19 protein-coding genes, 1 tRNA gene and 1 pseudogene are annotated in these 20,945 nt (G+C 50.8%); 7 read left to right on the top strand and 14 right to left on the bottom strand.

The annotated features are described in order from the left end of the window. The first annotated feature begins 2 nt into the window (after positions 1-2). The 3 genes from KP707_RS04130 (at position 3) to KP707_RS04120 (ending at position 5,297) form a co-directional block, all read left to right on the top strand. Entirely contained in the window at positions 3-3,113 is a 3,111-nt protein-coding gene (locus tag KP707_RS04130) for a type I restriction endonuclease subunit R (RefSeq protein ID WP_215751630.1), read from the top strand. A 427-nt stretch (positions 3,114-3,540) separates the two neighbouring features. Continuing rightward, positions 3,541-3,888: a plasmid mobilization protein gene (locus KP707_RS04125; protein ID WP_215751631.1), complete on the top strand. Its 348-nt coding sequence runs from the start codon at positions 3,541-3,543 to the stop codon at positions 3,886-3,888. Next, complete coding sequence (locus KP707_RS04120; RefSeq protein WP_215751632.1) at positions 3,885-5,297, top strand: hypothetical protein; 1,413 nt, start codon at positions 3,885-3,887, stop codon at positions 5,295-5,297. The genes KP707_RS04125 and KP707_RS04120 overlap by 4 nt, the downstream gene beginning before the upstream one ends. Before the next feature lie 239 nt (positions 5,298-5,536). Here KP707_RS04120 and KP707_RS04115 read toward each other — a convergent pair whose 3' ends face one another. After that, positions 5,537-6,088: a recombinase family protein gene (locus tag KP707_RS04115; RefSeq protein WP_215751633.1), complete on the bottom strand. Its 552-nt coding sequence runs from the start codon at positions 6,086-6,088 to the stop codon at positions 5,537-5,539. A 17-nt stretch (positions 6,089-6,105) separates the two neighbouring features. Further along, positions 6,106-7,593 (bottom strand): replication endonuclease, encoded by a 1,488-nt coding sequence (locus KP707_RS04110; RefSeq protein ID WP_215751634.1) that lies wholly within the window; start codon positions 7,591-7,593, stop codon positions 6,106-6,108. A gap of 361 nt (positions 7,594-7,954) precedes the next feature. On the opposite strand from KP707_RS04110, the gene KP707_RS04105 reads away from it, so the two are divergent. Further along, positions 7,955-8,515, top strand: a complete 561-nt coding sequence (locus tag KP707_RS04105; RefSeq protein ID WP_215751635.1) for a recombinase family protein — start codon at positions 7,955-7,957, stop codon at positions 8,513-8,515. Positions 8,516-8,535: 20 nt separating this feature from the next. On the opposite strand, the gene KP707_RS04100 is transcribed toward KP707_RS04105, so the two are convergent. Further along, the gene (locus KP707_RS04100; protein WP_215751636.1) at positions 8,536-9,450 is read right to left on the bottom strand and encodes a hypothetical protein; all 915 of its coding nucleotides are present in this window, start codon (positions 9,448-9,450) and stop codon (positions 8,536-8,538) included. Between the two features lie 10 nt (positions 9,451-9,460). After that, entirely contained in the window at positions 9,461-10,312 is an 852-nt protein-coding gene (locus KP707_RS04095) for a hypothetical protein (RefSeq protein ID WP_215751637.1), read from the bottom strand. A gap of 239 nt (positions 10,313-10,551) precedes the next feature. Here KP707_RS04095 and KP707_RS04090 point away from each other — a divergent pair, with 239 nt between their 5' ends. From KP707_RS04090 to KP707_RS04080, 3 genes and pseudogenes are all read left to right on the top strand, one after another. After that, on the top strand, positions 10,552-11,133 hold the full coding sequence (locus KP707_RS04090; protein WP_252348830.1) for a recombinase family protein: 582 nt from the start codon (positions 10,552-10,554) through the stop codon (positions 11,131-11,133). A gap of 258 nt (positions 11,134-11,391) precedes the next feature. Then, a complete protein-coding gene (locus KP707_RS04085) occupies positions 11,392-12,738 on the top strand; it encodes an FRG domain-containing protein (protein ID WP_215751638.1) in 1,347 nt (448 codons plus the stop codon). A gap of 115 nt (positions 12,739-12,853) precedes the next feature. After that, positions 12,854-13,554 (top strand): annotated as a pseudogene (locus tag KP707_RS04080) (IS5 family transposase). 83 nt (positions 13,555-13,637) lie between these two features. Here the strand turns inward: KP707_RS04080 and KP707_RS04075 are convergent. The 10 genes from KP707_RS04075 to KP707_RS04030 all read right to left on the bottom strand — a co-directional run. Continuing rightward, a complete protein-coding gene (locus tag KP707_RS04075; RefSeq protein WP_252348829.1) occupies positions 13,638-13,949 on the bottom strand; it encodes a PIN domain-containing protein in 312 nt (103 codons plus the stop codon). Positions 13,950-14,030: 81 nt separating this feature from the next. Continuing rightward, positions 14,031-14,228, bottom strand: coding sequence for an AbrB/MazE/SpoVT family DNA-binding domain-containing protein (locus KP707_RS04070; protein WP_215751639.1), 198 nt, complete (start codon positions 14,226-14,228; stop codon positions 14,031-14,033). 282 nt (positions 14,229-14,510) lie between these two features. Then, positions 14,511-15,065, bottom strand: a complete 555-nt coding sequence (locus tag KP707_RS04065) for a GNAT family N-acetyltransferase (RefSeq protein WP_211509024.1) — start codon at positions 15,063-15,065, stop codon at positions 14,511-14,513. Next, positions 15,062-16,777, bottom strand: a complete 1,716-nt coding sequence (locus tag KP707_RS04060; protein WP_252348828.1) for a tyrosine-type recombinase/integrase — start codon at positions 16,775-16,777, stop codon at positions 15,062-15,064. The genes KP707_RS04065 and KP707_RS04060 overlap by 4 nt, the downstream gene beginning before the upstream one ends. A gap of 93 nt (positions 16,778-16,870) precedes the next feature. Continuing rightward, positions 16,871-16,956, bottom strand: a tRNA-Leu gene (locus KP707_RS04055). 7 nt (positions 16,957-16,963) lie between these two features. Next, positions 16,964-17,647, bottom strand: coding sequence for a M48 family metallopeptidase (locus KP707_RS04050; RefSeq protein WP_211502249.1), 684 nt, complete (start codon positions 17,645-17,647; stop codon positions 16,964-16,966). A gap of 4 nt (positions 17,648-17,651) precedes the next feature. After that, positions 17,652-18,140, bottom strand: a complete 489-nt coding sequence (locus KP707_RS04045; protein WP_046900785.1) for a YcgN family cysteine cluster protein — start codon at positions 18,138-18,140, stop codon at positions 17,652-17,654. Then, positions 18,137-18,568 carry a hypothetical protein gene (locus KP707_RS04040; RefSeq protein ID WP_211506653.1) on the bottom strand — a complete coding sequence of 144 codons (432 nt, stop codon included), beginning with the start codon at positions 18,566-18,568 and terminating at the stop codon, positions 18,137-18,139. The genes KP707_RS04045 and KP707_RS04040 overlap by 4 nt, the downstream gene beginning before the upstream one ends. After that, a complete protein-coding gene (locus tag KP707_RS04035) occupies positions 18,565-19,752 on the bottom strand; it encodes an extracellular solute-binding protein (RefSeq protein ID WP_249202783.1) in 1,188 nt (395 codons plus the stop codon). Before KP707_RS04035 ends, KP707_RS04040 begins: the two co-directional genes overlap by 4 nt. 42 nt (positions 19,753-19,794) lie before the next feature. Beyond that, positions 19,795-20,945 (bottom strand): ABC transporter ATP-binding protein (locus tag KP707_RS04030; RefSeq protein ID WP_252348827.1); only part of this gene is annotated, 1,151 nt, incomplete at its 5' end.

Below are 20,945 nucleotides of genomic sequence, written 5' to 3'. Positions count from 1 at the left end.
TGATGAGCACGCTGCATCAGGAACATCACTTCGAGACCGAAATCTGCCAAAGCCTAGCCAGCAAAGGGTGGCTCTATGCCGAGGGTGATGCTGCTCAGTATGACCGGACAAATGCCCTGTTCATGCCTGACCTTCTGGCATGGATTGAAGAAACTCAGCCAGAGAGCTGGCAACGTTTGAACAAGACGCACGGTATTTTACTTAAAGATCGTCTGGCAGAACGCGTCCGTAAAAGCCTTAATGAACGTGGCACGCTTGATGTGTTGCGGCGTGGCGTGGAAATGCTTGGCCTCAAAGAACCGTTGATGCTGGTGCAATTCAAACCAGCTCTAGCTATCAATCCAGTGACGCAAAAGCGTTACGAGGCCAATCGCCTGCGTGTCGTTAGGCAGGTGCGTCATTCGGTCAATAACCCGCAAGACGCGGTCGACCTGGTGCTATTCGTCAATGGTGTACCCGTATCAACCGCAGAATTGAAGTCCAACTTCACGCAGGGCGTAGACGATGCGGTGGACCAATATCGTTTTGACCGTAACCCACATCCCAAGGGCAAGCAGAGCGAACCGCTGCTGAGTTTTCCGGGTGGAGCATTGGTCCACTTTGCTGTCAGCCAGACGGAAGTCATGATGACGACCCGTTTGGCTGGGCCAGAAACGTATTTCCTGCCGTTCAATCAGGGTAATCATGGTGGGGCAGGAAATGAGCCCAATTCCAAAGGGTTTGCGACGTCCTATTTGTGGGAAGAGGTCTGGGCACGGGAAAGCTGGCTCGACATTCTGCACCGTTATCTCATTGGCAAGCGCAACGAAAAGAAGCAGCTCAAAAGTGTCATTTTCCCGCGTTATCATCAGCTCGATGCCACGCGTAAACTTGTGGCCGATGTGCTGGAGAAAGGTGCTGGAGAACGTTACCTCATTCAGCACTCTGCCGGGTCAGGTAAAACCAATTCCATCGCCTGGACGGCTCATTTCTTGGCAGATCTGCATGATGCAGATCACAAGAAGATTTTCGATAGTGTACTGGTCGTCTCAGATCGCACGGTGCTGGACGCCCAGCTTCAGGAAGCCATCTTCGATTTTGAACGCACGCATGGTGTGGTGGAGAGCATCACCAACGAGCATGGAAGCAAAAGTGCTCAGCTTGGCAAGGCTCTTAAGAACGGCAAGAAGATCATTGTTTGCACCATCCAGACCTTCCCCTTTGCGTTGGCAGAGGTTCAAAAACTAGCAGCTACCGAAGGCAAGCGTTTCGCTGTCATAGCGGACGAAGCTCACAGTTCGCAGACGGGCGAAGCAGCCTCCAAGCTCAAACAGCTTCTCTCGGCAGAAGAATGGGCTGAGTATCAGGATGGCGGCGAGGTCGATACCGAAGTTCTGTTAGCCGCACAGATGGCATCACGCACGGACTCAAACGGACTGACCTATATTGCCTTCACGGCCACACCAAAGCAGAAGACGCTTGAATTGTTTGGTCGTTCCGGCCCGGACGGAAAACCTTTACCTTTCCATGTATATTCCATGCGCCAAGCGATTGAAGAACGCTTCATCCTTGATGTTCTGAAGAACTACACAACCTATAAAATGGCCTTCAAGCTGGCTCATAATGGGCAGGAGTTCGATCAGACGCAGGTCGAACGCAGTGCAGCGATGAAGGGTATTATGCAGTGGGTTCGACTGCATCCTTATAACATCGCCCAGAAGGTTCAAATTGTTGTCGAGCATTATCGGGAAAATGTTCAGCCGCTTCTGAATGGTAAGGCCAAAGCCATGGTGGTGGTCGCCAGTCGGAAAGAAGCCGTGCGTTGGCAAAAGGCTATTCGATCTTACATTACAAAGCGGAATTACCCACTTGGCGTTCTGATTGCCTTTTCTGGTGAGGTTGCAGATCCAGAAAGTTATCCAGATCCGGTAACTGAGAACAGTAAAGATCTTAATCCAGGCCTCAAAGGGCGGGATATCCGCGATGCCTTTGCAGAGCCGAACTATCATCTGCTTTTGGTCGCCAATAAATTTCAGACGGGTTTTGATCAGCCACTTCTGTGCGGCATGTATGTGGATAAAAAGCTTGGCGGTATTCAGGCGGTGCAGACGCTTTCACGCCTGAACCGATCTTATCCGGGCAAGGATACGACGTACATTCTGGACTTCGTGAACGAGGGCGCGGATGTCCTTAAGGCATTCAAGACCTACTACGAAACGGCGGAACTCGAAGCGACGACAGATCCCGAGCAGGTGTTCGATCTCCGTTCCAAGCTGGATGCAGCAAACTGCTATGATGATTATGAAGTCGATCGTCTTGCACAGGTTGAATTAGATCCCAAAGGCACTCAGGCGCAGTTGCAGGCTGCCATAGCCCCGGTCGCTGATCGATTGTTGAAGCGTTATAAAGCGGCTCAAACAGAGAAAACGGCGGCAGAAGCTCAGAATGATGTATCTGCGGCTCAAGCTGCACGTGATACGCTGGAAGCATTGGTTCTGTTCAAAGGAGATATGGGCGCGTTCGTTCGGCTGTATGCCTTCCTGTCGCAGATCTTTGACTACGGTAACACGGATATCGAAAAGCGGTTTCTGTTTTACAAGCGTCTCATTCCTTTGTTGGAATTCGGTCGCGAACGTGATCAGGTCGATCTTTCCAAGGTTACTCTAACGCATCACAGTCTGCGCAACACCGGCACTCAGCCGCTAAGTCTGGGGCATGGTGAAACTCCGAAACTGCCTCCGATGGATGGTGTCGGCAGTGGAGCGGTGCAAGACAAGCAGAAAGCACTCCTGGATGAAATCATCCAGAGTGTGAACGGCCTTTTTGATGGCGAGCTGACAGATAATGATCAGCTCGTGTACGTGAATGGCGTTATAAAGGGCAAGCTACTGGAAAATGCGATGCTCAGGGAGCAGGCTGCCAGTAATAGCAAAGAGCAATTTGCAAACTCACCGGACTTAAAGACAGCGCTTCTAGACGCCATCATGGATGCGCTGGATGCTCATCACGTTATGAGCCATCAGGCACTCGGGTCTGAACGTGTTCGAGAAGGCTTGAAAGACGTGCTTCTTGGTCCTGCGCAGCTTTATGAGGCTTTGCGGGAATACTCCAATACGCGAGGTGCTGGATTATAAGCCGCCACGTTCTCCATCTGTGAATTGCGAGGAATAATGGGTTCTAGGGAAGAGTAGCAATATCTTCTCTAGAAAATTTTACACCTCTTCTTTTCGCCTGCGACGCCTTTAGCACGCCTCAAACCTCTAAGTGCGTGCTTATGTGCTGCGATGGAAGCTCTCATCTCCTTCAGCACATAAGCAGGCACTTAGAGGTTTAACCGGACAAAAGAAAAAAAGCTCTGCCCGGTACACTCATTCCAGTGAGCAACATCGACCCTAACAGTAAAAATTCAGGCTCCGACGGTAAGCATTCAGATTGGCTACATTGGTAGAGCAAGCCGTGGCGATCTGCGGATACTTTGTATTCCTCAATCGCCATCTTGCCAGGAGGAACTTCGTTCCCCCGTGGACCCCCTTTGTACCAGCCGAATGGCGGAGACTGACCATGGTCAAAAAATCACCTGCTGCACAGGGCCGCAAACGTGATGTTCGTGTCCGGCTTCCTGATGATCAACATGGCGAAGCCGTTGCTGAAGCCGCTCGTCAGGATGTCTCATTATCGCGTTACGTGAGAACACTCCTACGAGAACATTGCCTGACAGGAAGGGCGCCAGACGAAGTTGCATCCGCGTTGACCAGCCTGTCCCGACAGCTTTCAGCCATCGGGAACAATCTCAATCAGATCGCTTATGTTCTGAATGCCGGAAACCACGCACCCGTCTCTCAGGTCCTGAGAGATATTCAGGCTGCAAACTCCGAGACCCGGGCTCTGCTGAGAAACCTGCGACCATGATTATCAAAGCGACCAGAATTCGCACGGGCAGCGGTCATGGAAAACTGTTTCGTCACCTGTTGAGAACGGACGAAAACGAACAGGTCTCAATCCTCCGAGGCACGGAGCACGATCTGATCGAAGCTGTCAAAGACGCCCACGCCAGACACAACACCTATGCTCTCCGTCATGTCATCTTCAGCCCCGACGAACCGCTCAGGAAAGGCCAGTTAGGCTGGCTGCAGAAAACGTTTCGCGAGGAATTCAAGGCGGACGGCCCCCTCTTCGCTGTCCGTCACGACAAGAAACGGGCGGGCAACACAGTCGAGGCCGAACACTACCATCTCATTTATGCCGAAGCTCTGGAAAGCGGCCTGGTTCTGGACAGTCGCTTTTCAAAACGACGCCATGAGAAAATTGCCCGACTGGCCGAGATGGCATTCGGTCACGCCCTGACTCTCGGCAAAGGCACACAGGCCGTCATTCATGCGCTTGAGACACACGGGAAAGCCCGTCATGCAGATGTCCTGCGTGCTGCAACCTATGAGAATGACCGAACGCCGGACGCTGCTTTCACTCACGCCCAGCACCAGGCGACGAAACGCCGTTCAGGACAGTCGGTTCTCCCAGCGATGCGGGCAGACATCCTGACCCTCTGGAATGCTCATCATCGCATTCTGGGGGATTTCATAAATGCCGCAAACGAGGTCGGTCTCCTTATCTTCGAAGGCGACAAGGACGGTGTCTATCTGATCGAAGACGAAGCCAGAAACCGGCTTGCTCTTCATCGTGTGCTTGGCCTGAAAAAGCGTGAGCTGGCGCATTTGATGCAGAATGCCAATCAGCCAGCACCGAAGACTCCCAAACCTCTGAAGGCTCGGGATGTGATGGAACAAGGTCTGGTGCCAGTTCGTGTTCCTCCCCGGCCTGTGCAAGACTATTTTGACAGTCTGGCGTCCATTATCCGTCCTCAATGGACGCGGGCCGAGTGCAGGCCAAAGATCATTTCTCGCCCCTGGCGCGCTGAGATCAGGCGGCTTGAAAACATGTCTCTTGAAGAAGAGCTGTCCCGGCATCTCGAAGCCCTGATTGCCCGGATGCTGAATGCTCTGTTCGGGTGGAACCTGACGGTGCCTGTCACCTCTGCCGAAGAAGCACGGGGGCTTGTTGATGACTATGCCAGACGGTGCGCTGAAAACCGACAGTCCGATGTTCAGGAGCATTTCAGATCGCCTTCCGTTCGCGCTGCTCTCAGGGAACGGCGGAGACTCCGGAAAGCTCTCTTAAGTCGAGACCCAGAGATCGTCTCTGCACTGGAACTGGGTCTTTTCGACAACCTGCGTTTGCCCCGCCGGGAAACTCACCCCACTCCTGCCGCCTCGAACCCGGTCGTATCCGCAAGGCCGGTATTTTCCGGTCCGGGGCGGTAAGAAAATGTACCTCGTGTCTCACTTTTCTGTACTTTGTGACCTGTACTTCGTGTCTATATTAAGACACTGAAAAAGCTTCGTTTTTTCAAGGTTTCCCGCCTCAGAAAAAGGATGGATATTTTCCCTTCCCTGCGTTGCTGTCTCACGGACAGAACAGGCTCCTTTTACCCACGGCATGCTGCCGTAAAGTCTCCCGCTTCAGGCGGCCTTTCCAGTCTCCATCCTCTCGGTTGTCGCTTCTAAAAGCCGATAGATTGTTCGGGGTGCAACACCATACCGCCGCGCAACACTGCGCACCGCTTCACCTCCGTTGTGGCCCTGACCGCCTCCTGACGACCTGCCGGACTCATGGCATGACGTCTTCCCAGCAACTTTCCTGATACCCGAGCGGCATGAAGACCAGAGATCGTCCGTTCCCGGATGATATCCCGCTCCCATGCCGCCACACTGGCCAGAACACCGATGATCAGGTTTCCTGCCGCCCCTCCCGTATCTGCGCCCAGAGCCAGAATACGCACACCAACCCCTTTGGCCTTGAGGTCCTGAATCAGGGTCAGGGTGTCGATGGTATCTCGTCCCAGCCGGTCGAGCTTCACCACCGTCAATGTGTCGCCGTTGCAAAGGTGCTCAAGAAGCTTTTGCAGCACAGGACGTCTGGCAGCACTCACACTGCCGGAGACGGTTTCCACAAAACAGTTCTCCAGGTCGACCCCGGCCTGTTTCAGCTCCAGCACTTGCGGATCTGTCGTCTGCCCGTCAGTCGAAACCCTGGCATATCCATAGGTTGTCATTTCGCATGCCCTTTCTGTCACACTGGACGCCGCAAAACCTCTCGTTCCCCCGAGATGATGCGAAACCGGTCGTTTGTGTCACTGGGTTTGGGAGGTGGACGTGCCCGACAGAGCGCAAGTTCAGCTCTAGTCCTTAAAAATCGTCGGTCTACGCATTCCCTGACGGGATGAATTGCGGTGATGGCACCTTCTTGGTTCTCCCTTATAAGAATACTAAAAACATTAGAAAGCTGCCGTTTTTCTGGATTTACGAATGATGTACGGCGTGTCTTGGGAAGAATGTTCTGACGTCCGTGAATACAGAACTGCAAGTCGGCGATCCTAAGTGTCGTCCACTCATCGGTCAGCGTCAGCTGCTTTAAATTAATGTGCCACTTCGAAATCTCATTGAGGGAGGGCTCTGCAAAACCGCGAAGAAGAAACAGGATACTTGCCGGGTTTTTTAAGTCTTCTCGGTCTTTCAAAAGACGCCTGGCTTTGAACAGACGGTTGTTAGAAAGATGTGACAGCTTTGAATTGCCATAATCTCTTTTATAAAAATGATCCCAGAAAGTCAGGAAGCCCGCCTTCAAACCAATAAATTTGATCTCACAAAAGGTCTCATCATCCTCAAGGCAGAAGTCTCTCAGGAGATATGCCAAAGCTCCGTCATGATCATAGATTTCTTGAAAAGCTTCATCTCCGTGCTTTTCATCATTGATAAAGAACTTCCAGACTGTTTCCCTGATGAAACCTTCATGGATAGGATTACAGTACAGGCTTAAATGAATATGAGGAGTTTCATCTTTATGAAGATGAATTTTCTTAACACCAAGAACGATTATTCCCTCCGCCTGGAGGATTTCCATAATCTTCTTCCACCTGTCGCGTATTTCTGCCATAGCGACTTCGTAGCTTGTTTTGCGGAACTCCGATGGCATAGTAAGTGTCAGGAAAAACCCCTTATATAATAAAATATCGATTGAGCTATGTTTTATAAGTTTTGCTATAAGGTTAAATTTTTCACGTCGAATATTTTTTCTATATTGAGCATTTTCGTATGCACTGATCTTTTTCCCAGATTCCGTTTTCTTTACGATATAGGACTCTGCTCTCGCGACTTTTCTGGAATTGAATTCCTGTTCAACCGCATCTTCAGGAACAGGTATATTCAGATAACGCCTGATATTCCGTCTGACTTTTTTGGATTTCCTACTCCAAAGTTTCCGACTTTCCTTCAATGAAGGATCTGAAAATTGCCAGGGTTCCAAGCCTAAGTAAGAAGACATGTACAGTAGTCTTTCGGTTTCGCGATCGAACCCCGCAAAAATTTTCAAGATCTCTTTGCAAACATCCAGTTTTTCGGGGGCCTCTACTCCAGCCTCTAAAACTGTTTTGTAAGCAAGGTTAGCCAGTCGCTCCTGATAAAACGGATGGAGTGCTCGGAGTGGCTGCTCAATCTTATGGCTATATTCCTTTAAGACAGGAGCCAACGTTTCATACGAGAAAGACATGATCGCATTCATCCATCTCCGGCTGATGCGGGCAGGCGAGATGCGAGGTTCATGTCATTGAAGCCAGATCTTCACCAACGTTTCCTTCGCCGGAAGATCTGAAAGGAAACATCAGTATATAGACTATTCCGGCGCAACAATTCCAATTACGAGGGATTGTGGATGATTTCTAATAAATAACCAAAAATCTTCATACTTATTTTATTCTGTCAATTTTTTGGAAAACTCAGAATTAACCTATCAATTAATTCCGTTCATATTTTTTGTTACTGTCATTTTTCTCACCATGATGGATTTTCCCTGACCAAATTCTTAATCCTGAACAGATGCTATGATAGTCGCATCAGGAATGTTCCCGCTCAGGAGGTCGGTCATGGCACGGTACGGATACGCTCGGGTCTCAACCGACGCCCAGACGACCGACCCCCAAATCCTGGCTCTTCGCAATGAGGGGGTGGAAAACATTGTCGTGGAAACGGTTTCCGGTTCCGTTCCAGCTCATGACCGGGTCGCGCTGTCTTCCCTTCTCAAAAAACTGGAACCAGGTGACAGCCTTACTGTTGCACGGCTGGACCGCCTTGGACGCGATACAGTCGACGTGCTCGAACTCGTCAGGCTCCTGGACCAACGGGATATCCGTCTACGCATTCTGAATCTGGGTATCGAGACGGGCACGTCGAATGGCCGTCTGTTTCTGACCATTCTCATGGCGATGGCAGAGTTTGAACGAGAGCTCATTCGTGAGCGGACTCAGGCAGGCATCGCCGCAGCCCGGGCGGCAGGAAAGCTCATCGGACGTCCACCCCGCCTGACGTCCGTTCAGCGGCAGCACATTCGCGAAATGGCGCAGCAGGGTAAGTCTCTCAGAACGATTGCCAGACTGTTTCGTGTCGGACCAAGCACTGTCCACCGCGTCGTGCAGCAGACAGCTTAAAGCCAGTCATAGGTATCAGCTTAGTGGCGTATCCCGCCCTGCCTGTTCTTGAGTGCAAGACCGGCAAGACCAAAAGCTGCGATGAGTGCGAGCCAATACCCGCTGTTCCAGGACGTCGCGTGAATCAACGAGGAGACCTGCTTCTCGACCATCACCTGCATATCGCGCTGCATTGCGCCATCGCCTCCCAGACCGCCGAAAAGCTGGCCGGTGCTTTTCACTGCATCCGCTGCGAAATGACGCAGCTTCGTATGCACCACCAGCGGGAGAGTAATCAGGAAGACAAGAGGTAGGATATTCAGCATCTGCGCTCGTTTGAACGTCAGCCATGGTGCAATCCAGGGCAGGACGATCACCAGACATCCGATCAGACGCCAAAAACCAAAGTGAACCGTAAGATCGGCGGCACTGGCATCAACGCCCAACAACTGGCTGACGGTGTAGGCCAGATTGACGCCAAGGATCGTATTGCCAGCTTCAAGGCTCCAACCGGGTAGCACGAAAAAACCGAGCAGCAATGCACTCGACAGGACAACACCTGGCCCCGTCATGCGGTCTCTCTGTGCCTGGAGCAGAGGCAACACTTTCTCGCCAAATGTTCCACCGTTCGAGCGAAAGGTTTGACCCAATGCGCTGAGCGTTTCATGGGTTAAAACCTCACGCCCGAGCAAACGCACTGCGTTGACGTCGCCATTCGCTGCCAGTGTGAACACAACTTTCTGGTTGCGGGCGGGAGCGGCTGTTCCCTGCCAGACCTTGGGCAGTACGAAGGAATATTGCTGGCCATCCGCGACGATCAGACCCGGCGTAGCATCGGGTGTTTTGATGACCACCCCCCGATGTTCCGGCTCATGAGGCACTCTGCAAGCCTGACTGTTACCAGGAAAGATATTTGCTTCTTCTGGTGCTACGTTTTGCAAAGGGGATACGGTCATGGTCACGCCCTCACAGTGCTGGCTTGACGGTATTGTGGGCCAGCTTTGCGTCTACAGCCGCATTGAGCTGCTTGATGACTTCAGCCGTTATGGTCTGGACAGCTCCGATATCCTCGATTGCAATGCTCAGATGACTGACGGCTGACGGATTTTGCGGGACCACATCAACCGCTATCTGCATCCAGGCTTGCGTAACAGACGCCCGTGGATCGGAGGATGGCGAGAATGCAACAGGGTCGCCATGAGCTTTTTCGGTGACCGTGCCATCCTTGAGTGCATACAGAGCGGTCACGGCAGAAGCATTGTAAAGAGACGGGAGATGGGCGCTATACCGGGTGACAAGCTCCGCTTTCAAAGCATCGTACCCCGGAGAATTAACGGCCGGATAATCGACACTGCGCGCGACTTTGATGACGACGCCGCCCATGACGGGAGGTGCCAGCGATACATTGATGGCATCGCCATTTCGTTGGCAGGATAGCATCGACGGATAAGACTGGGTCTCCATATCGACGCCCTTATAAGAAGTCCGCAGGGTCTCGGTACGAATTGATGGGTCCGCCTGGCAGGCCTGGCGAAGTTGGGCTGTTGCCTCCAGTGCAGACATGCCCAACGAGATCCCCATGAGAGAGGCATGTCCCAGTGCATTGTCCATTGGACGATACGTCAGGGTCTTTTGCAGTGTCACGCCGCCATTATCCTGAGGAGCCTGCGGCGTTGCGGGAGTATTGGGAATGTGACCAGCGCCCATCCCCATGGCGGCGTTGACCATGCTGCGGCGAAAAGCTGCTACGGCATCCTGTGCATGGGCGACCGGTGGCAGGGCACCGCACAGTAAGAGACAGACGACTACCCGTTTCATGAATTTCTCCGGACCAATGACCTGACGCTGGCGTGACGACGTTGCCGCAGAGAGACAAACACACAAAAGACACTGAGAACTCAGACACAACCCGCTCTTTGTCTGCTGTTTTTCTCGTCTGGTTCTGTCTCGACGACCTGCAACGCCGGGTTTCACAATCCGTCGTTTTTGGAACAGGCCAGGAAAAACGGGTCCTGCTGTTCCGAAATCCTGTTCCGGAATGCAGGGAGGTCAGAAGCATGACACGGTATGGCTACGCACGGGTTTCGACGGGCGACCAGGTCTGTGACGGGCAGGTATCGGCTCTTCAGAAAGAAGGTGTGACGGAAATCGTATTTGATACGGTGTCAGGCAGCGTGCCTGCTGCCAGTCGACCGGGGCTTGCTGGCCTGCTCAGCCGCCTCAAAGAGGGAGACAGTCTGGTTGTGGCGTGTCTGGACAGGCTGGGTCGTAACACGCTCGATGTCATGGGGCTCGTGAACAACCTGACAGACCGGCACGTCCGGGTGCGTATTCTCAATATCGGGATTGAGACGGGTACCCCGAATGGTCAGTTGTTCCTGACCATCCTGGCAGGCTTTGCGCAGTTTGAACGGGAACTGATCCGCGAGCGAACAAGGGCTGGGCTTGCGGCTATCCGGCTGGCCGGAAAACAGCTCGGAAGACCGCATGTTCTGACAACCCGGCAGAAGAAACATGTGAAGGAACTGAGCGCTGCTGGAAGATCACTGGGCGAAATCGCAGGGATTTTCCGGGTCAGCCGTACGACAGTCTGGCGGACGGTTCACTGCGGCCTCCACTGTTCCGATACTCGGAGTTGAGGAACAGGACTTACCGCTTCCCTCACACTGTTATTGACAGCATTCCACAAATGACCGGTTTCGGGACATTTTAACGTTTGAAAATACATTCGGTTTGTCTATTCTATAGACTGCACTAACATAGGAAAAAGCAAAAAATGTTTATCTTATAACATTATAAAGCCAGCCCCTTAGGATAGGCATGATTCATGAGAATTAATGCAGCGAAGCCTCTAAGCATAATATAATTTTCATAAATTTGTTATTATTGGAATTATAATGGAAAATTTCAATTACATATCTTTCTACAATATTAGCAAAGTAGATGGTAATATTGATTCCATATCAATGGAATTGGGTCGTATGTTTGAATATACTCCACCAGATATAGAAAAAAGATTACAAAATTATAGTGATATCGCCAAAGATTTTCTTGAAAGCCTGCCAACATTTCTTTGTACGGAGATTCAAAGGGATGATGATGGTTACTATTCAATAATAAAATATGGAAAAATAAATAATATAATCAAGAAAAATAGCGAAGTAGAAGCAAATTTTCAAACAGAAATTGATTTCGGTAAAGTAAAATTTGATGATCCTAAATCTGCGAAAGACCTTTTCTACCTAGATCGATTCCAAATTTCTCGTACTCACTGGGCAGTCCGTGAAGGGGATGCGCAAGAAATTCTAAAAAATTTAGTAAAACTTAAACCTGATTTATCGAAATTTGTCATTCCAGGTAACAATTTTCTCCAAGATAAAAAAGATATTCAACCGCCTCCACGTGAAAAAAATATTCTAGGACTAGCCGATAGTGTAGAATCTTTTTTAAAACTTTTGTACCAATCTCGTACAGGAGAAGAGAAAGAATTTTTTTTTCGTGGCCATAGTGATTCTAGTTACGAACTGACTCCTTCTCTTTTAAGAAAATGGAGTAACGGAAATTGGCAGTTCATGCCCAATGAAGATAGACTTTGTAAAGAATTATTAATTTCCCATTATGACGAATTTCAGAGTGATCAGTATTGTTTTGATCGACTTGTACGAATGCAACACTATGGACTTCCAACCAGATTACTGGATTTGTCTGGTAACCCCCTTGTAGCTTTGTTTTTTGCATGCTCAGGTAATGAAGAGAAGAATGGAGAAGTAATAATATTCAATATCATAGCAGATACAATAAAATATTATGATTCCGATACTGTTAGCTGCTTATCAAATATATCGAACCTTAACTTCAATCAGAAAAATTCTATTAACCTCAATTTGGATACGGATGATTTTAACAAATCCGATTCAATTCGGAAATTATTACATCACATACGTTCAGAGAAAGGTTTTTTTGAGGATAGAATTATACCAAAAGATTTAAGTAGCATAATTTGTGTAAAAGCAAAAAGAAATAATACCCGTATAAAATCTCAATCTGGAGCGTTTTTACTTTTTGGTCATGAAGTAGAGTTGCCAGATCATGGGCAATATAATATCGGAGTAAGCAGAATTACAATAACCAATAAAGAAAATATAATTCGTCAATTGAATAGTATTAATATTAATTCCACAACTGTGTACCCAAGTATTGACCAAACAGCAATGCATTTACGAGAACAAATTAAATTATGTTGAATTATTATTTTCTCTTGCGGGTTTCATTGGGCTCAGGACCTAAAAGATTTTCTTGTAGCATCTTATTCAAACCCCGTGAGGAGATCTAAGATGAACGACCTGTTTTGGATGACAGATGAAACGTCTCCCGCCGTTCTTTCCCAAGAGCCACGGCAAACCTCGAGTTGATAACCGCCGCGTGCTGGGCGGCATCATTCCCATAAATCGTAGTGGCCTGTGCTGGTGCGATGCGCCTCGGAAATACGGTCAGCACAAGACGCTCTACAACCGCCTGAAGCGTTGGAGCGACATGGTGATGAAGGTCTTATCCCAGATGGCGGACGGCCTGTCTGCTGCAAAGGTCGAGGCTTAGAACATCATGATTAATTCGACGTATCTCAAGGCACACCGAACGGCTTCAAGCCTCCGTCTAAGAAGGGGGATTCGGGCTGTCTGATCAAATCGACAAAAGTTGGCATGAATACGAAGCTGCACTCGGTTACTAACTCAGAGCGGAGGACCGCTGAGCTTCTTCATGCCAGCAAGACAGGTCAGTGATTACACCGGAGCCTCTGCCTTGCTAGACAGTCTTCCTGCTGCACAAAGGATACTGGGGGGGACCGAGGGTATGACGCCGACTGGTTCAGGGATGCCCTGGAAGAAAAAGGGGTTAAACCCTGCATTCCAGGACGGAAATCTCTCGGGAAATCTGTCAGATACGACAGGCGGAAATACAAACGCCGCAACCGCATCGAGATCGTGTTCGGAAGGCTCAAAGACTGGCGGCGGGTCGCAACTCGCTATGACACATGCCTGACCGTCATCTTCTGGATATGATTCCTGAGCCTAAAAAAATTGAAAAAGAATAAGTACCCCAAAAAAGTTAGAGATATATCGAAATTGCTCTCCAAAAATTTCTTTTATCCAAACGGGTTTTTTATAATCGTCATATCGAAAATGGACAGGCGAGCCTGCATATCTTCTGACAGTACCGTTTCAAGGCCATTTTCGATGACGCATGCTAAAATCATACTGTCATAAGTCTGCAAGCCATAGCGGCGTACAATTGCCCAGCCTCTGGCATAAATACCTGTCGTCAGGTCATGTACGGTTGTCAGGCTTCTAATATCTGCAATCAGCTCGCCAATATCATCTAGAGACAGCTTCGTTTTACGAGGCAACGTATTCGTCATCTCGTTCAGAGATATGACAATCCGTATGGCGGATAACATCTTCAGCGATCCGCATCTTTTCCACATCCTACTCTATGAACGCATAGAGCAGGATATTGCTATCCAGAAGAACAGGCATATTCAGTCTTGCGGACGCTCAAATCGAAAGTTTTTGGGCAGTTTCCGACCAATTGTTTTCAAAGACTGCAAAGCTTCTTCAGGGCGTTTCAGGTGAGAAAAGACTGTCTCAACATTGTCTCCCTCCTGCAAATCAAGCTGACGGACGATATGGGCGGGGATACGAACAGCAAGGCTGTTAACCCATTTTGAAACCTGCATGTCATTTTCCGTGGATAGATATCCATATTACGACAAGGAAAATCATACTAAGATCGATCCTTGACCTGACCAGAACGTTAGCCGCTGGTTCCCGGACAGTTCAACGCCCATGATGCGAGGTGATTGCCGGGAGGATACGACTTCAGATATTGGAGATAAGCGGAAAGGAATTTTATGCATCGTTGGGATGGCCAAACATGCGCTTTGGCATCATTCCTAAGAACACGTCCATGGATACATGTAGGAAATTATGGTCTGCTATTTCCTGTAGATCTAGCAATACTATTGGGTTTGAGAAGGCATTGGCGTCTTCAGCCATTCTGTTTGAGTAATTTCAAATTCATATTCGTGACTTTTTGCTCCTTTAAAGAAGTCTGCGTCATGAATTCTTCTGACCTGTTTGAAGCCTAGTTTGTGTAGCAGGGCTATAGAGGCGTGATTTCTCGTATCAACAAAGGCGCGTGCGATTTTGATGTCGGGATTGTAGAAAATAGTTGTGAGGGTGATCTTCATGGCTTCTGCTGCGATGCCTTGACGCCAGTAGAGAGGGAAGACGTGATAGGCGACAACCGCTTCCTCTGCTGTCAGTGTCGCTTGCGTATACCCAACAGTCTTCTGATCCACACCTTGTCTGATGATCCAGTTCAGCCAGATTTCGGTACCATTTGAATTCCCGCCTGAAGACAAAACAACATACCTGTCACGAAGAGCTTCAAGACTTATTGGTGGTTCATCAGGAATGAATTGATAGGCGCGATTATCAGATAGTCCTGAAAACATATCTTGTGCATCTTCAGGACCTAAAGGCTCTAATTTAATCTTTTTTGTATCGCTCATAGCCTTTTTCCCAAATAAAAGTCTGGATATTGAATAGCCTCGACTGTTGTTTGCAGATTGGTGAGATCGATACCGCTCAGATATGTCGTGGCCCCCTGACTCTTGTGGCTGGATTCATGACCTAACAGAGCATCAATCCAGATTTCGCGAATGTCGCTTTTCTGATTGCGCAGAAGTGTTGACACTGTATGCCGGAAACCGTGGAAAGTAACAGCCGGAGGAAGGTCCATTATCATTTTGTAGCGTGAGAATGCCCGGCTGAAGTCAGCGCCACGGTTTCCGTCTCGTGAGTCTTTAAGATCAGAAAAAAGGTATTTCTGATTGGCTTTTTGAAAAGCTAGCAGCCCCCAGCTCAGTAGGGTGGAGTGAATGGGAACAATGCGTTCTCCTGCGTCAGTCTTGGGGGACCAGTTGTCTTCTGGATGGGCACAAATCCGGAAGCACGGAACACCCTCCACGTCTTGGATGTCTTCATTTCTCAGGTTACTGATTTCGCCAAGCCGCATACCGCTGTAAGCAGCAACCATCGTGATTCCCATGAAGGTCTCGTTAGAAATACTGCCTACTGGCCAAGGGGTATTAACGAGCTTATTCATTTCTTCCTGTTTCCAGGCTCGACGCGATATTTGGTTGGACAGGTTGAAACTCCACTTGTTCCATGGATTTTTCTCAACCATGTCCCGTCTTAAAAGTTCATTCCATAGAGAAGACAGGCGCATGAAGTGGTTTTTTACCGTCTTTGTGCTTAGCAATGGCACATCCTGAGAAGCTGCACGGTCTATCTCATCTTGAAAAGAGAGGTTGCGGCGCTTGCCATGTGATGCCGGAAGGGAAAAGAGAACGTCGCGGAAATCACCTGAGATTTTGCCATCAATTTCACGGACGGGAAGATCTCCAAATGCCTGTACGAAAAGTGCGACAGTTCTGCTCGTGTCTCGCTGAGTTTCGAGGCTTTTGGCGGGTTTGGTGTTGAGAAAACGCTTTAGGGCCGCCGATAGTAAAAGAGGTGAGGGAGCCTTTGATTGTAGTTTGGTTTGAGTTTCGGCTACTACGGGAAGTGCCACTTCGGAATAAGGTGTTGGAGACTGTGGTGCTGGTCGGGAAGTTGTAGTTTCAATGGCTTTTGTTAAAGTTGTAACGAGAGTGTTATGGAGGCGGTCAATTTCGCTTCTTAGGACTTCTTTCTCAGCGGAAGAGATTTGTAGCCTCCGAACAAGATCTTCCATAGACTCCAAAAATTCTGTTCGAAAAGTTTCTATAGCTTTTTCGATTTCGTCAATTTCTAAAGAAAAAAGTAATAAATCTTTAGTGTGTTGAAAAACAGTTTCTTTGTATTTTATTTCTGCCATTTTTTCTGCGTTGTGAATTCCTGTTATTCTAAGGTTTTCATGTATTTTTATTATATTCTTTAAAATTCTTATTTCTGTATCACGGGCATAAAGTTCTTTTTTTAAGACGTATTCTTCGTTGGTGGATTTGATTTCTTCCGGTAGGGAAGTGAGCGCATCAGATGACTGCTTTATATCGCTCACACTGAAAAGTCCTTCAAACAGGTCAGTCGTTTGTCCATGCAGTTGTGCTGCACGATGTCGCGCCTCGATTTTGCCTGCTCTTCCCAAGGAAATCCAGATCTCGCTCTTACCAAGAATCGGGCGCAAGGGGACTGGGACGACGCGTCGAAAATGGAATCGCGAGCCGACAAGTTTGAGCATAAAATTTCTCCAACTTTGGAGAAGAGCTTTGGAGAACCAACCCACTTGTTATGGGTCATATCCTCGCGTTTCCAATGAAATCAAATGGTTATGTGGTGCGAGCTGCGGGACTCGAACCCGCACGCCCTTACGGACTCGAGATTTTAAGTCTCGTGCGTCTACCATTCCGCCAAGCTCGCACACGCCTCATGCTGCTCGCAGCAGGGCGGTCCCGTTTTGGCTCAGCCAGCGTTCCGCTGCAAGACGTCCTGTGCGTCCATTTGTGCAAAATCTGTCAACAAGACCCCAAAAAGCAGCGCTATGGTCAAAATGTTGAAGATGAGCGAGTTCATGGATCACGACGTAATCTCGAATTTCCGGCGGCGTCATGACCAGACGCCAGCTCAACATGATGCGTCCTTTTCGGGTGCAACTGCCCCAGCGAGACCGGACTTCCCGCAAATCGACACGGGACGGCACAAGCCCCATTCTTTTACTGTGAAGTGCCACAGCCGTTGAAAGGCGCTCTTTGGCCAGGCTGTGAAGAAAGTCCCTTACGCGACGTTCGGTATGAGCCGCATCACCGCTGACATGAAGGCCATCTGAATCCAGCCATGTGCCACGGCGGGCATCTGGCTCGTGCAGAATGGGAACCGGTGATCCTTCGATCATGACTTCGTGGCCGTTAGCCAGTACGCGTTTTTCAGGCAGAGCAGCGAGAGAGGACGTAATCCAGTCCATATGCTGATGGACGAACGCAAGACCCTGCCGCTGGCTGATGCGCTCCGGCATTGTAACAACAACCCTGCCGTCTTGAGCATCAATGCGGAGGGTCATGCGGCGTGCACGAGGCGAACGTCTCCATACGAGAGGGACGGTCGGCGGAAGCATGGGGTTAGCCGGAGCGCTTTCTAGAAATGCACGCGGGTGCATTCGCAGGCCATTCGCCGGGCCATGCGGTAATGTAATTCTCCAATGGACCCGCGCGGCGCTCACTTACGCAGCGCCCACCTGCTGAAGCACCGGCAAGCAGAACGCTGTCCTGCGTCCCGGAGCGCAGAGGGTGCCATTCCGGGAGATCGAACCCGTCTCGCAGCAATCGATAAGCGCAGCTTGGTGGAAGCCAGTCGATTTCAGCCAAGAGTTCAGGCGTTAGGGTAACGCAGTCCGGCACCTTGCGATGGCGCTTCGGATAATCTGTGCAACGGCACGTCTGTGTGTCCAGAAGTCGGCAGGCAACGGTCGTGTAAACGATCTCGTCCGTATCTTCGTCGCGGAGCTTGTTCAGGCAGCAACGCCCACATCCGTCACAAAGGGATTCCCATTGCTCGGACGTCATCTGATCTAGCGGCGTGGTTTGCCAGAAAGGAGAAACTGAAGTCATGGCCGATCCAGTATCACACAGCCGAGGCACAACAGAACCGCTATTGTCAGGGAAAGCAGGGCGGCGGGTAAAAGCAGGGGAAGCCATATTAATTTCAGGCGGGTCGTCAGATCTGCTCCCAGGCCGATTGCTGCGCGTGTTGTTCCGATGGGCAGTCCAAGTAACGTGGCTCCGAAGGGCATCATGACGGCTGGGGAAATCAGAACACCCTGGAGGATGTCATAATGTCGGCCGACAAAGCTCAGTCCAGCGCGATGAAGTTCAGGAAGCGCAAAAGCGAGAGCAGGGCCGGGCAATAAAACCAGCAAACCAAGAAGGCGTACGTGTCTGGCTGGCAAAAGACGCATCAGCAGCGTGATGACACCACAGCCAATGAGAAGGCCAAGTATAATGGCAGGCAAGTGAAGCCGCATGGAAATGGCCATCATGGCTTGCTGCTGCCGTACCAGTCCTGAAACCGCTGCTCCAGCTGGTCGCCGTATTTCGTCCAGAACGCGTCATTGACGGACAAAGCTGTTCCTCTCGGATCAAGGACGCTGTCGGGCATGTCGTTCAGGTGTGGAGACTGAGTGTGCAGTTGGATTAGGGTTTTTTGGGCTGTCGTCGTCGGGTTGTTAGCCGGGATTGCCCAATAGAGTGCCGTGCTGAGAGTTTGCTCTGGTTGCGCGACAAAAAGAGAAGCCGCTGGTCCCGCTTTGACTTTCATGCTGACGCTGGAAATTTCCGTCATGGGGGCGCTGGTCATGAGCGCACTGCTTTGCTCCATAATCCGGGCGGCATCATCGGGTGTTTTCCACCACACAATATAGGGGCGAAGCAGATCCAGCTTGTGGAACGCACGACTAACGCCCGCGGGCGTGGACAGCGCAGTGTAAATGTCACGCGCGTCTATGCCGTCCGCAAGCAGGGCAATTTCCAGCGTTGTACGTGCGCCCAGATAAAGACCGCGGCGTCCTGGATGACGTGCAACGTCCCAGAAGTCTTTCCAGTCAGGGGCGGCAGGTAGTCGTGAACGATCCCATGCGAGTGCCATGATTGTCTGGCCTCCGGGCAGGCCACATCCCAAAGTACCGTCCAGCGGGTGAACCCAACCTTTCTGACAGGCATCTGCAAGCTGGCTGCCGTTTAACAGGATAGCAGCCCAGCTTGGGTTTGATGAATGAACGCCCGTTTCCAGCGTGCTGTATTGGCCGTCCCATTCAACCTGCTTCAGCGACTTGTCGCTTGTGATCAGGGCATTCGCAGTCACCGCCCCTTCAGGAATGGCCCAGCCGGGGGCGGGAGGAGCAGGTTTGGCTGCACGACGATGTTTTGTGGAGTGGTGTGTAACAGCTCGTTTATGCGCGTGCGCCGAGGCTTCGGATGGCGAGAACACCGAGGCGACACTCTGGCCGACATGGGAAAAGAAATCCCCGATGTCATCGGAAGGGCGGGTGCTACTCGCGGATGTGGCGTGCGCGTGCATATTGGCAGGCAGAACCTGTATCGCAAGCAGGCCCACCAGAAATGCTGCAGGACGCATGATACGACCGAGACCCGCCCGGCATCGTGCCGGGAGCGTATGTCGCAGAAAGAAAGCGGGCCGGGTCAGAATGGTGTCCTCAATCAGCATGAAGAAGCCAGGCGCAGATGCCTGACCGAATGCGGCGGCACTTTAATACAGGTCGGCACGAAGCGGAAAGGCCGTTGCATGGCCCGCTGGCCACGCGAGCTGAACGGCGGCTCCGGCGCGTGGCAGCTTCTGGGCCTGAAGGGGCGGGCGCCGGAGCTCAATCTCGGTACCATCCGGGCAGCGCACCCGCATTCTGATATGATCGCCAAGATGAACGCTGTCCGTCAGTGTGCCGCGAACAGGTGGAGCTTCCTCATCATCAAGACCAAGAGACTGGCTGCCGAAAAAGGGCGAGATCCGATCCGGGCGAACGCACACCAGACAGGGGTGACCTTCTTGAAGCGTATCGTCGGATGCGAGAGCTTCCACAATGCCGCCGCAGGCAAGTTGAACGCGCGCGACGTCATCCGCAATATCCAGAACCTGCCCGGTCAAGGCATTGGCTTCACCAAAGAGTGTCGCCACTCCAACGTCTGATGGGCGATCATACAGTTCGGCTGCTGTTCCGCACTGAAGCAACGCCTCTTCATTAAAGAGGGCGATCTGTCCTCCTGCGCGCAATGCATCTTCCTTGCGCGTGACGCTTTGCAAAACGCTGAGATTTCGCGCGCGCGACAGTTTCGACAGCAGAGACGCGATACGTCGACCAGCCTGGATGTCCAGACCACCGTATGGGTTGTCGAGCAAAAGAATGGTTGGGGCGGTTACGAGGGCGCGGGCCAGCATTGCACGGAAGGTCTGCTCTGGATTGAGGTCCTGCGGAGAAAGATTTCCCAGTCCATCCAGTCCCAGAAGAGACATCATGCGGCCTGCACCCGCATCGGCTTCTGCGCGGCTTTGTCCTTGGGCGCGCAGTGCGAAAACGATGTTACTGCGCGTATCGAGGTGAGGAAACAGCGGATCTCGGGTGCTGATCAGGACAGTGCTGCGTTGCCCGGCGGGACGGGATGTAACATCTGTTTCCTGCACAAGGACGCGCCCGCCCATTGGGGGAGAAAAGCCTGCGATCAGATCCAATAGGCCAGATAATGCAGCTTCATCAGTTCCATAGGCGGTAACCGTTTCCCCCTCGGAAACCGTGAGGTCAAACGCTTCTCCCCGTAGTCCAGCGCGTAGAGCTTCAAGCCGGAGAGCCGGAGCCAGGCGTGTGGCGGGCTTCTTGCGGCGTGTGGGGGAAGGTGGGGCGCCGGGTG

The organism is Gluconobacter sp. P5E10, assembly GCF_018812145.1.
GTDB lineage: Bacteria > Pseudomonadota > Alphaproteobacteria > Acetobacterales > Acetobacteraceae > Gluconobacter > Gluconobacter cerinus.
The sequence above is the reverse complement of the archived record's forward strand: the minus strand, read 5'-3'. Positions and strand labels throughout refer to the sequence as shown.

Bases quoted from the DNA above. Each gene is read 5' to 3' on its own strand.
- KP707_RS04130 (WP_215751630.1), top strand. From the start codon at position 3: ATGAGCACGCTGCATCAGGAACATCACTTCGAGACCGAAATCTGCCAA.
- KP707_RS04125 (WP_215751631.1), top strand. From the start codon at position 3,541: ATGGTCAAAAAATCACCTGCTGCACAGGGCCGCAAACGTGATGTTCGT.
- KP707_RS04120 (WP_215751632.1), top strand. From the start codon at position 3,885: ATGATTATCAAAGCGACCAGAATTCGCACGGGCAGCGGTCATGGAAAA.
- KP707_RS04115 (WP_215751633.1), bottom strand. From the start codon at position 6,088: ATGACAACCTATGGATATGCCAGGGTTTCGACTGACGGGCAGACGACA.
- KP707_RS04110 (WP_215751634.1), bottom strand. From the start codon at position 7,593: ATGAATGCGATCATGTCTTTCTCGTATGAAACGTTGGCTCCTGTCTTA.
- KP707_RS04105 (WP_215751635.1), top strand. From the start codon at position 7,955: ATGGCACGGTACGGATACGCTCGGGTCTCAACCGACGCCCAGACGACC.
- KP707_RS04100 (WP_215751636.1), bottom strand. From the start codon at position 9,450: ATGACCGTATCCCCTTTGCAAAACGTAGCACCAGAAGAAGCAAATATC.
- KP707_RS04095 (WP_215751637.1), bottom strand. From the start codon at position 10,312: ATGAAACGGGTAGTCGTCTGTCTCTTACTGTGCGGTGCCCTGCCACCG.
- KP707_RS04090 (WP_252348830.1), top strand. From the start codon at position 10,552: ATGACACGGTATGGCTACGCACGGGTTTCGACGGGCGACCAGGTCTGT.
- KP707_RS04085 (WP_215751638.1), top strand. From the start codon at position 11,392: ATGGAAAATTTCAATTACATATCTTTCTACAATATTAGCAAAGTAGAT.
- KP707_RS04075 (WP_252348829.1), bottom strand. From the start codon at position 13,949: ATGTTATCCGCCATACGGATTGTCATATCTCTGAACGAGATGACGAAT.
- KP707_RS04070 (WP_215751639.1), bottom strand. From the start codon at position 14,228: ATGCAGGTTTCAAAATGGGTTAACAGCCTTGCTGTTCGTATCCCCGCC.
- KP707_RS04065 (WP_211509024.1), bottom strand. From the start codon at position 15,065: ATGAGCGATACAAAAAAGATTAAATTAGAGCCTTTAGGTCCTGAAGAT.
- KP707_RS04060 (WP_252348828.1), bottom strand. From the start codon at position 16,777: ATGCTCAAACTTGTCGGCTCGCGATTCCATTTTCGACGCGTCGTCCCA.
- KP707_RS04050 (WP_211502249.1), bottom strand. From the start codon at position 17,647: ATGCTTCCGCCGACCGTCCCTCTCGTATGGAGACGTTCGCCTCGTGCA.
- KP707_RS04045 (WP_046900785.1), bottom strand. From the start codon at position 18,140: ATGACTTCAGTTTCTCCTTTCTGGCAAACCACGCCGCTAGATCAGATG.
- KP707_RS04040 (WP_211506653.1), bottom strand. From the start codon at position 18,568: ATGATGGCCATTTCCATGCGGCTTCACTTGCCTGCCATTATACTTGGC.
- KP707_RS04035 (WP_249202783.1), bottom strand. From the start codon at position 19,752: ATGCTGATTGAGGACACCATTCTGACCCGGCCCGCTTTCTTTCTGCGA.